15 protein-coding genes are annotated in these 15,031 nt (G+C 42.1%); 13 read left to right on the top strand and 2 right to left on the bottom strand.

The genetic code is table 11. The annotated features are described in order from the left end of the window. Positions 1–626: 626 nt before the first annotated feature. From rpmH to noc, 8 genes are all read left to right on the top strand, one after another. A complete protein-coding gene (rpmH, locus tag MKX38_RS21015; RefSeq protein ID WP_003178075.1) occupies positions 627–761 on the top strand; it encodes a 50S ribosomal protein L34 in 135 nt (44 codons plus the stop codon). Positions 762–912: 151 nt separating this feature from the next. Beyond that, a complete protein-coding gene (gene rnpA / locus MKX38_RS21010; protein ID WP_003242628.1) occupies positions 913–1,263 on the top strand; it encodes a ribonuclease P protein component in 351 nt (116 codons plus the stop codon). A 144-nt stretch (positions 1,264–1,407) separates the two neighbouring features. Continuing rightward, positions 1,408–2,193, top strand: a complete 786-nt coding sequence (gene spoIIIJ, locus MKX38_RS21005; protein ID WP_010886648.1) for a YidC family membrane integrase SpoIIIJ — start codon at positions 1,408–1,410, stop codon at positions 2,191–2,193. Beyond that, complete coding sequence (jag, locus tag MKX38_RS21000; protein WP_339188268.1) at positions 2,190–2,816, top strand: RNA-binding cell elongation regulator Jag/EloR; 627 nt, start codon at positions 2,190–2,192, stop codon at positions 2,814–2,816. Before spoIIIJ ends, jag begins: the two co-directional genes overlap by 4 nt. A gap of 310 nt (positions 2,817–3,126) precedes the next feature. Continuing rightward, positions 3,127–4,506 (top strand): tRNA uridine-5-carboxymethylaminomethyl(34) synthesis GTPase MnmE, encoded by a 1,380-nt coding sequence (gene mnmE / locus MKX38_RS20995; protein ID WP_339188265.1) that lies wholly within the window; start codon positions 3,127–3,129, stop codon positions 4,504–4,506. Between the two features lie 20 nt (positions 4,507–4,526). Continuing rightward, entirely contained in the window at positions 4,527–6,413 is a 1,887-nt protein-coding gene (mnmG, locus tag MKX38_RS20990; protein ID WP_003226825.1) for a tRNA uridine-5-carboxymethylaminomethyl(34) synthesis enzyme MnmG, read from the top strand. Between the two features lie 13 nt (positions 6,414–6,426). Next, positions 6,427–7,146, top strand: coding sequence for a 16S rRNA (guanine(527)-N(7))-methyltransferase RsmG (rsmG, locus tag MKX38_RS20985; RefSeq protein ID WP_339188262.1), 720 nt, complete (start codon positions 6,427–6,429; stop codon positions 7,144–7,146). A gap of 121 nt (positions 7,147–7,267) precedes the next feature. Further along, positions 7,268–8,119, top strand: coding sequence for a nucleoid occlusion protein (gene noc / locus MKX38_RS20980; RefSeq protein ID WP_003226829.1), 852 nt, complete (start codon positions 7,268–7,270; stop codon positions 8,117–8,119). 50 nt (positions 8,120–8,169) lie between these two features. On the opposite strand, the gene MKX38_RS20975 is transcribed toward noc, so the two are convergent. Further along, positions 8,170–8,610: a PH domain-containing protein gene (locus MKX38_RS20975; protein ID WP_128993629.1), complete on the bottom strand. Its 441-nt coding sequence runs from the start codon at positions 8,608–8,610 to the stop codon at positions 8,170–8,172. A 247-nt stretch (positions 8,611–8,857) separates the two neighbouring features. Between MKX38_RS20975 and soj the strand changes: the two genes are divergently transcribed. Together soj and spo0J are read left to right on the top strand one after the other, a co-directional pair. Then, positions 8,858–9,619: a sporulation initiation inhibitor protein Soj gene (gene soj, locus MKX38_RS20970; RefSeq protein WP_003219244.1), complete on the top strand. Its 762-nt coding sequence runs from the start codon at positions 8,858–8,860 to the stop codon at positions 9,617–9,619. Beyond that, positions 9,612–10,460, top strand: a complete 849-nt coding sequence (spo0J, locus tag MKX38_RS20965) for a stage 0 sporulation protein Spo0J (protein ID WP_003226832.1) — start codon at positions 9,612–9,614, stop codon at positions 10,458–10,460. Before soj ends, spo0J begins: the two co-directional genes overlap by 8 nt. A 38-nt stretch (positions 10,461–10,498) precedes the next feature. Here spo0J and yyaC read toward each other — a convergent pair whose 3' ends face one another. Then, a complete protein-coding gene (gene yyaC / locus MKX38_RS20960) occupies positions 10,499–11,116 on the bottom strand; it encodes a spore protease YyaC (protein WP_003226834.1) in 618 nt (205 codons plus the stop codon). 459 nt (positions 11,117–11,575) lie between these two features. Between yyaC and MKX38_RS20955 the strand changes: the two genes are divergently transcribed. The 3 genes from MKX38_RS20955 (at position 11,576) to MKX38_RS20945 (ending at position 14,946) form a co-directional block, all read left to right on the top strand. Continuing rightward, positions 11,576–12,592 carry a membrane protein gene (locus MKX38_RS20955; protein ID WP_010886647.1) on the top strand — a complete coding sequence of 339 codons (1,017 nt, stop codon included), beginning with the start codon at positions 11,576–11,578 and terminating at the stop codon, positions 12,590–12,592. A 93-nt stretch (positions 12,593–12,685) separates the two neighbouring features. Further along, a complete protein-coding gene (locus MKX38_RS20950; RefSeq protein WP_003226838.1) occupies positions 12,686–12,892 on the top strand; it encodes a DUF951 family protein in 207 nt (68 codons plus the stop codon). A gap of 50 nt (positions 12,893–12,942) precedes the next feature. Beyond that, positions 12,943–14,946, top strand: a complete 2,004-nt coding sequence (locus tag MKX38_RS20945; protein WP_339188258.1) for a molybdopterin-dependent oxidoreductase — start codon at positions 12,943–12,945, stop codon at positions 14,944–14,946. The last annotated feature ends 85 nt before the right edge of the window (positions 14,947–15,031 follow it).

Genomic DNA, 15,031 nt, shown 5'->3' with positions numbered 1-15,031 from the left:
CTTCCGGCACGTCCCTCCTTTTCTTAGAAAATGGCGTCTTTCTCTGTTATAGAACACAAAAAAAGAGCAAATGGCGCTTACCATTCGTACACATTAAATGTTGAAAACATATAATATAGTAGATAAATAGCTTTTCGACAAATTTCACAACTTGTGGACAACCTTCTACACAAGCTGTGTGAAATCAATCCACAACTTATCCACACTTTGTGGATAAAGAGGAAAGGTAGGATTAGTAATCAAGAGTTAAAACACAAATATAATACCAAAATAAACGAGAGCTTGCAATGGTTGTCACAATCTTATCCACAAAGCGGACAACCTGTTGAAAAAACCTTGTCCACAGGGGTTGGTAATGTGAAAATGTTGTCGATAACCTCTGTGGATACTAAAAAAAGCCGAAAAAGATATCCACATGCGTGATTTTAGGGGCAAATTGTTTGGATTTGTCTTTTTTCCGTAAAATTAAGGAATCTAAAAAATAAGGTTTCGAAAGTTGAAAAGGTATGGTATCCTATTATGGTTGCAAGAAATAAAAGCACTAGTGAAGTTGACAATGAATAGGTAACGCAAATATAATAAGTAAGACTGTCTTTAACAGCTATTCCTCGAGGGAGGTGTCATAAATGAAAAGAACATTCCAACCGAATAACCGTAAACGCAGCAAAGTTCATGGCTTCAGAAGCCGTATGAGTTCAAAAAACGGTCGTCTAGTTTTAGCACGCCGTCGCCGCAAAGGCAGAAAAGTATTATCAGCTTAGGCCACTGAATAATGTCAGTGGTCTTTTTTCACGTTATGGGAAAAGATAGATGTGATGCGTAATGAACCGGGGCATGCTTCCTGGTTCAGATGCATCTCATGTTCATAATAAATTTTAAAAGTTTCTGCCAGCCAGTATCGGAGTGAGTCATTTGAAGAAGCGAAATCGTTTAAAGAAAAATGAAGATTTTCAAAAAGTGTTTAAACATGGGACATCAGTTGCAAACCGCCAGTTTGTCTTATATACGCTTGATCAGCCTGAAAATGATGAACTGCGTGTCGGGCTTTCCGTCAGCAAAAAAATTGGCAATGCTGTAATGCGAAATCGGATTAAACGTTTGATTCGGCAGGCCTTTCTTGAAGAGAAAGAGAGACTGAAGGAAAAGGATTACATCATTATTGCCAGAAAACCGGCGAGCCAGCTGACATATGAGGAAACGAAAAAAAGTCTGCAGCATCTATTCAGAAAGTCTTCATTATATAAGAAATCTTCGTCAAAGTAGGCATCACCACTGCTTTCTTACAACTTTTAAAAGCGCTTCCTTTCTGGTTGATCAGAAAAAGACACCATTTAAAACTGAAAGATGCTAAAATACATACAAGTATGCTTTGCAATAAAAGAGTGTAAAGATTAATTATAGGAGGAAATGTTGTTGAAAAGGAGAATAGGGTTGCTATTAAGTATGGTTGGCGTATTCATGCTTTTGGCTGGATGCTCGAGTGTGAAAGAGCCGATCACTGCAGATAGTCCGCATTTCTGGGACAAGTACGTAGTATATCCATTGTCTGAGCTCATTACGTATGTAGCGAAATTGACGGGAGATAACTACGGGCTTTCAATTATTCTAGTTACCATTTTAATTCGTTTATTAATTTTACCGCTGATGATTAAGCAGCTGAGAAGTTCGAAAGCGATGCAGGCTTTACAGCCGGAAATGCAAAAGCTTAAAGAAAAATACAGCTCAAAAGATCAAAAAACGCAGCAAAAGCTTCAGCAGGAAACAATGGCTTTATTCCAAAAACATGGTGTCAATCCATTGGCGGGATGTTTCCCGATTTTGATCCAGATGCCGATTTTAATTGGATTCTATCATGCGATCATGAGAACCCAGGCGATTTCAGAGCATAGCTTCTTATGGTTTGACTTAGGAGAAAAAGATCCTTACTATATTCTTCCTATCGTTGCCGGTGTCGCTACATTTGTTCAGCAAAAACTGATGATGGCTGGCAATGCGCAGCAAAATCCGCAAATGGCGATGATGCTTTGGATTATGCCAATTATGATTATCGTATTTGCGATCAACTTCCCGGCGGCTCTTTCTCTTTATTGGGTAGTTGGTAACTTGTTTATGATTGCGCAAACTTTCCTCATTAAAGGACCTGATATTAAAAAAAATCCTGAGCCGCAAAAAGCCGGAGGAAAGAAAAAGTGAGGAATGTGACTGCTGCAGGGCGAAATGTCGATGAAGCAGTACAGTCCGGATTGCAAGAGTTGGGATTAACGAAGGATAAGGTAGAAATTACTGTTATTGAAGAGGGAAACAAAGGGTTTCTCGGTATTTTCGGTAAAAAGCCTGCGATCGTAAAGCTGGTTGAAAAGATTGATCCGATTCAGCAAGCGAAGTTATATCTTCAAACGATTGCCGAATCCATTGCCGGGAAGTCTGATGTGACTGTTCAAGAAAGCAAAAAGACAGTGAGATATCATATAACAGGTGAAAAGGCAGCATTGTTGATTGGGAAAAGAGGACAAACCTTAAACGCCCTTGAAACTTTGACACAGCTTGCCCTTAACCGTTATCCAGGCCAATATAAAAATGTGACGGTGGATGCAGAAAACTATCGTTTGAAAAGAAAAGAAACACTGAGCCAGCTGGCCATCAAGCTTGCTGACCAGGTTTTGAAAACGAAAAAATCCATCCAGCTTGAGCCCATGCCGTCCAGCGAAAGAAAAATTATTCACGATACTCTTTCTGGATATGCAAACCACCAGATCAAAACATATTCAATGGGTGAAGGCGAAAATCGTCATCTCGTTATTTCCCATAAAAGATAGCATAAAACCGAAGTCCGATAAAAATTGGATTTCGGTTTTTTTGTATCCGAAAAATCTACTTTTCCTAGTAATATCAAGGTTTTACCGTTTAAGTTTTTTCTTTTTAGGTGTATCCTGTTGATAAAAAGGAAGTTCAGGAAATAAAATTAATTGTTATTCACATGTGGATAAGTTAAAGTAATAAGGGACGAATTTCTATTTCTGTGGATAACAAATCTTCCACTTCGAACCAAACTATGTTATCTTTTAGTTTTGGCATAATAAAAATTTTTTTATATAGATGAAGTATAAGTAAAGAGAGGTGAACAACATGGATACAATTGCGGCAATTTCCACACCGATGGGAGAAGGCGCGATTGCGATTGTACGGTTGAGCGGACCAGAAGCCATTCAAATCGCAGATAGAATTTATAAGGGACCGAAGGGGAAAACACTCAGCTCGGTCGAATCACATACGATTCATTATGGTCATATCGTAGACAGACCTTCGGATCGTGTCGTTGAGGAAGTAATGGTATCAGTGTTAAAAGCACCGAGAACTTTTACACGAGAAGATGTCATCGAGATTAACTGTCACGGGGGAATTGTGACTGTGAACCAAGTGCTTCAGCTTGCATTGAGAGAGGGAGCGAGACTGGCAGAGCCTGGTGAATTTACGAAACGTGCGTTTTTAAACGGCCGAATCGATCTTTCACAGGCGGAAGCGGTTATGGACTTAATCAGAGCGAAAACGGACCGGGCAATGAACGTTGCTATGAATCAAATGGAAGGGCGTCTTTCTGCTTTGGTGCGCCGTTTGCGCAGTGAGATTTTAGAAACACTGGCCCATGTTGAGGTGAATATTGATTATCCGGAGTATGATGATGTAGAGGAAATGACGCATCAGATTTTAGTCGAAAAGGCAACCGCCGTGAAAAAGGAAATTGAGACGCTGCTGAGGACTTCTGAGCAAGGAAAAATCTTACGTGAAGGTCTTTCTACCGTCATTATCGGCCGGCCAAACGTAGGAAAATCATCTCTTCTGAACAGCCTCGTTCATGAGGCAAAAGCCATTGTAACCGATATTCCCGGAACGACACGGGATGTGATTGAGGAATACGTGAATGTAAGGGGCGTTCCGCTTCGTCTGGTTGATACAGCAGGTATTCGTGAAACAGAGGATATTGTTGAGCGAATCGGTGTTGAACGTTCTCGCCAGGTCCTAAAGGAAGCGGACCTGATTTTACTTGTGCTTAATTATAGTGAAGAGCTTTCTGAAGAAGACGTGAAGCTTTTTGAAGCCGTTGAGGGCATGGATGTTATCGTGATTTTGAATAAGACTGACCTTGAGGCGAAGATTGACACTGAACGTGTCCGTGAGCTTGCCAATGGACGTCCAGTTGTTACGACATCTCTTTTAAAAGAGGAAGGCATCAATGATCTGGAAGAAGCGATTCAATCACTGTTCTACACGGGTGCCATTGAAAGCGATGATCTGACTTATGTCAGCAACACACGTCACATCTCTATTTTACAGCAAGCAAAACGCGCCATTGAAGATGCGCTTAGCGGCATCGAACAGGATGTCCCGATCGACATGGTGCAAATTGACCTTACAAGATGCTGGGAGCTTTTAGGGGAAATCATTGGAGATTCTGTCCACGAAAGCTTAATTGATCAGCTCTTTTCTCAATTCTGTTTAGGAAAATAATTAAAGGAGGAACTAGAATCATGGGGTATGAAGCAGGCCAATACGATGTGATTGTGATTGGCGCCGGGCATGCCGGTGTTGAGGCTGCCCTCGCATCTGCACGCCAAGGCGCCAAAACGCTTGTCTTGACCATCAACCTAGATATGGTTGCATTTATGCCATGTAATCCGTCTGTCGGCGGCCCCGCAAAAGGGATTGTCGTCCGCGAAATTGACGCGCTCGGCGGAGAAATGGGAAGAAACATCGATAAAACACATATTCAAATGAGAATGCTGAATACAGGAAAAGGTCCTGCGGTTCGTGCATTGCGTGCGCAAGCAGACAAATTCCAATATCAGCACGAAATGAAAAATACGCTTGAAAAAGAACCAAACTTAACATTGCTGCAAGGAATTGTGGAGCGGCTGATCGTTGAAGACGGCGAATGCCGAGGCGTTATTACACAAACAGGCGCACATTATCGTGCGAAAGCAGTTGTCATGACGACAGGGACATATTTAAGAGGACGTATCATTCTTGGCGATCTGTCTTACTCAAGCGGCCCGAATAACCAGCAGCCTTCTATTAAGCTTTCTGAGCATTTGGAGGAACTCGGTTTTGACCTTGTTCGTTTTAAAACAGGTACGCCGCCTCGCGTTAAAAGCGACACGATTGATTACAGCAAAACGGAAATTCAGCCTGGTGACGATGTGCCTCGCGCTTTCTCATATGAAACAGTGGAATATATCACAGATCAGCTCCCTTGCTGGCTGACATATACAAGCCCTGAGACACATGAGATTATTGACAGCAACCTGCACCGTTCACCGATGTATTCCGGTATGATCAAAGGTACGGGCCCAAGATACTGCCCATCCATTGAAGACAAAGTTGTCCGTTTTAATGATAAACCGCGTCACCAAATCTTCCTTGAGCCGGAAGGCAGAAATACACAGGAAGTCTATGTCCAAGGTTTATCTACAAGTCTTCCAGAAGACGTACAGCAAAGAATGCTTGCAACGATTCCTGGACTTGAAAACGTGCAAATGATGAGAGCCGGCTATGCGATCGAGTATGATGCAATCGTACCGACACAGCTATGGCCGACACTTGAAACCAAAAAAATCACAAACCTTTATACTGCAGGCCAAATTAACGGAACATCCGGTTATGAAGAAGCTGCGGGACAAGGGATTATGGCGGGAATCAATGCAGGACGAAAAGCGCTTGGAAAAGAAGAAGTAATTCTAAGCCGTTCTGACGCCTATATTGGTGTTCTGATTGATGACCTTGTGACAAAAGGTACCAATGAGCCATATCGTCTTTTGACATCACGTGCGGAATACAGATTGCTGCTTCGCCATGACAATGCTGATTTGCGTCTGACAGAAATCGGACATCGCATTGGATTGATTTCTGATGAGCGCTATGCTGCTTTTGAGAAGAAAAAAGCGGCGATCGAGGCGGAGAAAAAACGTCTTCATTCTGTAATTATCAAGCCGTCTCCGGAAAATCAAGAATATATCCGTTCTCTTGGCGGAAGCGAATTGAAAGATGGAGTTCGCGGCACAGACTTGATGAAACGTCCTGAAATGAACTATGAAACAGTCACAAAACTGGCGCCGCCAGAAGTGCCGGTTCCTCAAGACGTGGCAGAACAAGTAGAAATCCAAGTGAAATATGAAGGATATATTGAAAAATCTCTTCAGCAAGTGGAAAAACTGAAGAAGATGGAAAATAAAAAAATTCCAGACCGAATTGATTATGACGCAATTAAGGGGATTGCGACCGAGGCGCGTCAAAAACTGAAAAATGTACGGCCTTTGTCTGTTGCCCAGGCTTCCCGCATTTCCGGTGTAAACCCGGCGGACATTTCAATTCTATTGGTGTATTTAGAGCAGGGACGCATTGCGAAGATAGCCGAATAGAAAGGATGACGGCATGAATATTGAAGAATTCACTTCTGGTTTGGCGGAAAAAGGGATCTCCCTTTCTCCCAGTCAGCTGGAGCAATTTGAGCTGTATTACGACATGCTGGTTGAATGGAACGAAAAAATCAATCTCACTTCAATAACAGAGAAAAAAGAAGTGTATTTAAAGCATTTTTATGATTCCATTACAGCTGCTTTTTATGTCGACTTCAATCAGGTGAACACGATTTGTGATGTTGGAGCGGGAGCGGGTTTTCCAAGTCTGCCGATAAAAATATGCTTTCCGCACCTCAATGTCACAATCGTGGATTCACTGAACAAACGGATCACGTTTTTAGAAAAGTTATCTGAGGCTTTGCAATTGGAGAATACAACATTCTGCCATGACAGAGCTGAAACGTTCGGGCAACGGAAAGACGTGCGTGAAAGCTATGATATTGTGACAGCGCGAGCAGTTGCGAGATTATCTGTTTTGAGTGAGCTTTGCTTGCCTCTGGTGAAGAAAAACGGTTTATTTGTTGCTTTAAAAGCCGCATCAGCGGAAGAAGAACTGAATGCAGGCAAAAAAGCAATCACGACGCTTGGAGGAGAACTTGAGAATATCCATTCTTTTAAGCTGCCTATTGAAGAAAGCGATCGTAATATTATGGTGATACGCAAAATAAAAAATACACCTAAGAAGTATCCAAGAAAACCGGGAACTCCTAATAAATCGCCAATTGAAGGGTAATTTAGACAGCCTGATATGACAATACCATCATATTTTCATCAAAATTGATGGATGTACAGCAGGAAAAACCATGAGAAAATAGAATTATAAAAATGGCAGTTTTTAAAGGTGGTGTAGGTACATGAAGCATTCATTCTCTCGTTTCTTCGGGCTTGGTGAGAAGGAACAGGAGCCGGAGATTGCTGAACATGATACAAACAAAGAAGAGATTCTGGAAATACCGGTAAATGCTATCGTTCCCAACCGTTTTCAGCCACGCACCATTTTCTCAGATGAAAAAATCAAAGAGTTAGCAATGACCATTCATACACACGGCATTATTCAGCCGATTGTTGTTAGGCATACAGAAGAAGAAGGCCAATACGAACTCATTGCAGGTGAAAGACGCTGGAGAGCGGTGCAATCGCTTGAGTGGGAAAAGATTCCGGCAATTATTAAGGATTTTTCCGACACGGAAACCGCTTCTGTGGCGTTAATCGAAAACTTGCAGCGGGAAGAACTGTCTTCTATTGAGGAAGCGCATGCTTATGCTAGGCTGCTTGAGCTGCATGATTTAACACAGGAGGCACTCGCACAGCGCTTAGGAAAAGGGCAGTCTACAATCGCGAATAAGCTTCGGTTATTAAAGCTGCCTCAGCCGGTCCAAGAGGCGATTATGGAGAAGAAAATCACCGAGCGCCACGCCAGAGCGCTGATTCCGCTGAAACAGCCTGAGCTCCAAGTCACACTGCTCACAGAGATTATTGAGAAAAGTTTAAATGTAAAGCAGACGGAAGACCGCGTGGTGAAAATGCTGGAGCAAGGCCAGAGAAAGCCAAAGCCGAGACGCAAAGCATTCAGCAGAGATACAAGAATTGCGATGAACACGATTCGCCAGTCACTATCAATGGTAGAAGACAGCGGTGTAAAATTGAATACGGAAGAAGAAGAATTTGAAGAATATATTCAATTAACGATTCGCATACCAAAATAGAAGCTCTCCTGAAAAGCAGGAGAGCTTTTTATATTTTTAATAAAAGGTAATCACTTACTTTTAGTGAAAATTATTATATTAGAATTCTTGTCTTTGAGCTTGTGGATAAATTCTTCAGATTTTTGCGGTGAAATCACTGCATGTCCCCATCCCCCCTGATAATATATCGTGATGGCATGGCGAGAGCCGATCAGACGAAAACCGGACCACAGTTTCTTTTTTTGAACGACTTTATCGATGTTTTCATAAGGAATTTGATGTTTGATCAATCCGGCTTTAATGATCAGATGGTGTTCCTTCAATACATATTTTAGGTCAATAAAGCTCCAAATGATGAGTCCATTTAAAAGAGTCAGCAGAATAAAAATGATCCAGCCGGAAACTCTCATATTTCCCAGCACAAAAGGAACAATGGCATCTGCTTGTATCAGTAATATGAGAAACACAATCATCAGCGTAACGGGTACATCTCTCTTCGTTTGATAAACCATTTTCTCACCATCCTGTTTCCACGTTCTGTACTGTGACTTCTTCTTTTTTTCTTTAAGAAATTCCTTTTTTAAGTCAAAAAAACATAGAAATTGCAGAATTTATAAGAGAAAGCATAAAGCGTGCTTGAATTTTCAATTATTTCCCTTCTGATTCGGAACAAAATGATGAAAAAAATGAAACGCTTTAATCTTTTTTTGATAGAATAGAAGCAAGATAGTACATGTTCATGTGAAAGTAGGTGACATCGTGGGAAAAATCATAGCAATTACGAACCAAAAAGGCGGGGTCGGTAAAACAACGACGTCTGTCAACCTTGGGGCATGTTTGGCTTACATAGGGAAAAGGGTTCTGCTGGTAGATATTGATCCGCAGGGAAATGCGACAAGCGGATTAGGGATTGAAAAAGCCGATGTAGAGCAGTGTGTGTACGATATTTTAGTAGATGATGCAGATGTAATAGATATTATTAAAGCAACGACAGTAGAGAACTTGGATGTGATTCCTGCGACGATTCAGCTTGCAGGGGCTGAGATCGAGCTGGTTCCTACAATATCAAGAGAAGTGAGATTGAAGAGAGCGCTTGAAGCAGTAAAGCAAAATTATGATTATATTATCATTGATTGTCCGCCGTCATTGGGCTTGCTGACGATTAATGCCCTTACTGCCTCGGATTCCGTTGTGATTCCTGTACAGTGCGAATATTATGCCTTGGAGGGGCTCAGCCAGTTATTAAATACAGTACGTCTTGTGCAAAAGCATTTGAATACTGATTTAATGATTGAAGGTGTATTGCTGACAATGCTTGATGCCCGGACAAACCTTGGCATTCAAGTGATTGAAGAGGTTAAAAAGTATTTTAGGGATAAAGTATATAAGACAGTTATTCCGCGTAATGTCCGTCTGAGTGAGGCACCGAGTCACGGAAAACCCATCATTTTATACGATCCGCGGTCAAGAGGTGCGGAAGTATATTTAGATTTAGCAAAGGAAGTGGCTGCGAATGGCTAAAGGCCTTGGAAAAGGGATTAATGCGTTATTTAATCAGGTAGATTTGTCTGAAGAGACAGTTGAAGAAATTAAAATTGCCGATTTACGCCCTAATCCTTATCAGCCAAGAAAACACTTTGATGACGAGGCATTAGCTGAACTAAAAGAATCTGTGCTGCAGCATGGCATTCTTCAGCCGCTTATCGTCAGAAAATCTTTAAAAGGCTATGATATTGTTGCGGGTGAACGGCGTTTTCGAGCGGCAAAGCTGGCAGGTTTAGATACAGTTCCGGCCATTGTCCGTGAATTATCAGAGGCGTTAATGAGGGAAATTGCTTTATTAGAAAACCTTCAGCGTGAAGATTTATCTCCGCTTGAAGAGGCTCAGGCATATGACTCCCTTTTGAAACACTTAGATCTCACACAAGAGCAGCTTGCCAAACGTCTTGGGAAAAGCAGACCGCATATTGCGAATCATTTAAGACTGCTGACACTGCCAGAAAATATTCAACAGCTTATTGCCGAAGGCACGCTTTCTATGGGACATGGACGCACGCTTCTTGGCTTAAAAAACAAAAATAAGCTTGAACCGCTGGTACAAAAAGTGATTGCGGAGCAGCTCAATGTTCGCCAGCTTGAGCAGCTGATTCAGCAGTTGAATCAGAATGTTCCACGTGAAACAAAGAAAAAAGAACCTGTGAAAGATGCGGTTCTAAAAGAACGAGAATCCTATCTCCAAAATTATTTTGGAACAACAGTTAATATTAAAAGACAGAAGAAAAAAGGCAAAATCGAAATTGAATTTTTCTCTAATGAAGACCTTGACCGGATTTTAGAGCTTTTGTCTGAACGAGAATCATAAATGAAAAAACCATCTTTCAAGCGAAGATGGTTTTTGTTTTATATGCGCCCAGTGAGCCTTTGCAGCGGGTTAATGCGTTCTTGCCTCCACTCTGTCCGATCTGTTAAACTCAAACCTTCCGCTAGAACATTTGCCATATTCATGACCAAGTTGAGTCTAGTGTTTTGCAATACAAAATATTCCATGAAACCGCTCACATTCACGATTCCGTTAATATGAAGATCTCCCACTTCAGGAAGGTCTTTTTGTACACCGGCTCCGGGCTTTAATGGCCCGTCCCCGATTTGAAATGAACCCACACTCTTAACGCGGCCTAAGCATGCATCGACTGCTATAACAAATGGGTTTTTATGTAATTTATGAATGTCATTGATTTTATCCTTCATGTTCACAGCATGGACGGGGTCAGATAAGGTTCCGTAGACATGGAATCTGGTGAGCTGCATCTGTTTGAGTTTCATTCCTACGAGCGGGCCTAATGAGTCACCGGTTGAACGGTCTGTTCCGATACAAACCACAACAATTGGTTTGCCGGCAGCTTTACGTAAGGATGAAGAAAGGATGGTTTGGATTTGTTTTGCTGCTGCAGCATCTGTATGTGAAACATATTGCTTTACTCGTTCCTGAGAGGAAAAAAGCCCGCCTTTTCGATTCATGGGTTTCACTTCCTTGTTATAGTAGGTAACAGAATTGCTATGGTGTGTAGTTATGTAAGCTTGTTTACAGTATATCCAGCAGTATGATTTTTTATGCTTTGTGTATGGCACCGGAGATTTTAAAAAAAGTAGAGGGCATGATATGAATGGTTAGTGGGCGATTACAAGTATTGTCCCCCATTGCCTCGATCATGATCAAGCAATGGTCTGTTTATGAAACACTTGAATAGGTAGGAATGGTTAGAAAAAAGTGAAGAGTGAAGTTCACTTCTTCATTCCGCGGACAAACAAATAAATATCTCTTTTTAGACTGCCATATTAGCAGTCTTTTTTTATGTGTATTTCGTATGATAATTTCACCTTGTATTTAAATGTCTATGAAAATATGGCATGTTTGCTTTCTTTTATTTATATAGTAACAATAACGGGAACAAGCTGAACTTTGTCTATGAGGTGATAGTGTTGTGGAGAGCCGGAATGAAGTGGATGCTGCTCATATTAGGGAGCTTGATCGGGGCCGGATATGCGAGCGGTCAGGAGATATGGCAGTTTTTTGGGGCGGAAAGCGGACTTGCTATTGTGCTGTTTACAATTATGTTCATTTTCTCGTCTTATATTGTGATGAAAATCAGTTTTAAGGTTCAATCCACTCATTTTCTGCCGGTTCTGGAGCATTTAATGGGGCCATGGCTGGCGAAAATTTATGATGTCCTCATCATTTTTTATTTGTTTTCGACGACTATGGTGATGATTGCCGGAGGCGGTGTGACCCTGCAAATGTACAAGCTTCCTTTCTGGTGGGGAATCACGCTGATTTGCATCGTGACAGTGTGTTTGTTTTTGTGGGATGTGAAAGGAATATTATCTATAAATAGTATTTTGATTCCTGTGTTAGTAGCGGGGCTTTTATATGCGCTGATCTCCTTTCAGAGCACACATCACCATACGTGGACGATTGATTTGTCCCAGCAGTATAACTGGCCTGCGAGCATTACGTTTACCTCTTTAAACATCCTTTCAGTTGTTGCGATTTTATCCTCTGTTGGGAAAGAGATGAAAGGGCTCGGAGAAGCAAAAATCGCAAGTGTGGCAAGCGGTCTTATTTTTGGCGTGATCTCATTTGTTTATAATGAAACGTTGGTGGAGCTGGCGGGCTCCCTTTCTCAGTTTGAAATACCGCTGTTTGCCGTTCTGGAGGGTGCGCCTTATTTCCTTTTTTTATGTATGACGGCGGTGCTGTGCCTGGCGATTTACACGACGACGGTAGCTGGTTTGCTGGGGCTGTCCAGCCGGCTGATGGCGTTTATTCATATGCCGAGATGGATGATTGTGTTGATTTTGTTAGTGTTAATGGTACCTTTTACTTCTTTCGGATTTTCTGATTTGATCGCGTTCTTGTATCCGATATATGGGATGCTCAATTTGTATTTGTTAGTTTGTCTGCTCTTATATCCTATTTTGAGTAAATGGAAATAAGAGGATGTATTTCTTTTCGGGTATCTTGATTGCTCTTATGATCAGTTTTTTTGTACAATAGATACAGCAGTTTAGGAAAAGAGGTGAAGGGTCTTGGCGGATAAAGACTTTGGCCTGAATGATATCGTAGAAATGAAAAAACCGCATCCATGCGGAGCGAACAGCTGGAAAATTATACGCATGGGAATGGATATTCGAATTAAGTGTGAGGGATGCTCTCACAGTGTTATGATTCCGAGAAGAGAATTTGAAAGAAAACTAAAAAAAGTACTAGTCAAGCATGAGGAGCCTACTTCATAAATAGGCCGACACTCATGCTTTTTCATATAGAAGGTAAGGAGAAGACGGCGATGAGCAAAGTGCATCAGTCGGCATGTCCGCTGAATTGTTGGGACAGCTGCGGCTTTTTGGTGACTGTTGATGATGGAAAGGTAACAAAAGTGGACGGAGATCCAAACCATCCGATTACGGAAGGTAAAATCTGCGGCCGCGGCAGAATGCTTGAGACAAAAACAAATTCGCCTGATCGGCTTCGCTATCCAATGAAAAAACAAAATGGCGAGTTTGTGCGGATTTCTTGGGAGCAGGCACTTGATGAAATTGCCGATAAACTTCGGGAAATCAAGGAAACGTCGGAGACGACTGCTGTTTTGCACAGCCATGATTATGCGAATAACGGTCTGTTAAAAGCGCTTGATCAGCGTTTTTTTAATGGATATGGAGGCGTGACTGAAATCGTCGGAAGCATATGCTGGGGCTCCGGCATCGAGGCGCAAAGCTGGGATTTTGGCCGTTCGTACGGTCACGGCCCGCTTGATATTTACAACAGCAAGCATGTTGTTGTGTGGGGAAGAAATGTATCCAGAACAAATATGCACTTATACCATCACTTGCAGCAGGTGAAAAAGAAGGGCGCCACGATTACGGTGATTGATCCGATCTTCAACCCGACTGCTAAGCTTGCTGACCGCTATATCTCTGTAAAGCCTGGAATGGACGGCTGGCTTGCGGCAGCCGTTTTGAAGGTTCTGATTGAGACGGGAAGAACGGATGAAACGTTTATTTCTGAGCATTCTGTCGGTTTTGATGATGTGAAAGAGCTTTTGAAGACCGTTTCTCTGGAAGAGTTTATTGTGAAAACAGAAACTTCTATGGAGGAGCTGGAGTATTTGGCCGGTTTGTATGCTGATGGTCCGGTGTCTACTTTTATGGGGCTTGGCATGCAGCGATATAAAAACGGCGGCGGAACGATTCGTTGGATTGATGCACTCGTTGCGGCAAGCGGAAATGTCGGAATTAAGGGCGGCGGCGCGAATTTCGGAAATGTCCAGATTGGCGAGAGCTTTGCAAAAACAAAGCTGACGTTGCCGGAATTAAAAACAACATCACGTTCTTTTTCAATGATGACGCAGGCTGAAGAAGTGTTGACCGCTGCTGATCCTGCGATTGAGATGATTATTGTGACGTGCGGAAATCCGCTGACTCAGGTGCCGAATACAAATAAGGTGAGACAAGCTTTTGAAAAGGTTCCCATGACGGTTGCGATTGATTCCATTATGACAGATACCGCAAAGCTGTGTGATTATGTTTTGCCGACTGCCACTGTTTTTGAAGAAGAAGATATCTACTATTCCAGTATGTATCATCATTATGTTCAGTACGGGAAGAAGCTTGTGGAGCCGCAGGGTGAAGCGAAGTCGGACAGCTGGATCTGGTCAGAGCTTGCAAAACGCCTTGGATTTGGCGAGCTGTTTGAATACAGCACTCAAGAATTTTTAGAGATGGGGCTTTCTTCATTGGAAGCAGAGGGTGTGACACTCGAGCGTTTAAAAGAAAAAGGCCACCTCCCTCTTCCAGTAAAACAGGTGCCGTGGGATGATTATCAGTTTTTGACGCCGAGTGGAAATTTTGAATTTACTTCGTCGCTAGCTGAGCAAAAGGGATTTAGCGGCTCGCTTCAATTAAATGTGCCCGAAGAATCTGTTTTCCATAATGAGGAGTTAGCTGAAAAGTACCCTTATACGCTGTTATCCATTCATCCGCAGCGTTCCAACCATTCACAGCATGTGCCGTTTATTGAAAAGCTTCAGCACGTTCAGGTCGATATTTCTCCAGATATAGCGGCTGAGCAGGATCTTCAGGATGGAGACGAGGTTGTCATCTTTAATGACCGCGGACGCTTGAAGGGCAAGGTGAAAGTGATGAAACAGGCTCATGCGAAGACGATTAATATAGATGAAGGCATGTGGGCGGCTTTTGGAGGGTCAGTCAATGCACTGACAAATGATACAAATTCTGATAATGGAATGGGAAGTACGCTTTTTGACTGTTTAGTAGGCTTGAAAAAAGCATAATCAAAGGGATTGGCAGGCTGAAAATGCTTTTTTGTCAGCTTGTCTTTTCCAGTGAACCTCCTTATAATTGCTCTAGGTTCAAAAT

The organism is Bacillus sp. FSL M8-0025 (genome assembly GCF_037975475.1).
Classification (GTDB): Bacteria; Bacillota; Bacilli; order Bacillales; family Bacillaceae; genus Bacillus; species Bacillus subtilis.
The sequence above is the reverse complement of the archived record's forward strand: the minus strand, read 5'-3'. Positions and strand labels throughout refer to the sequence as shown.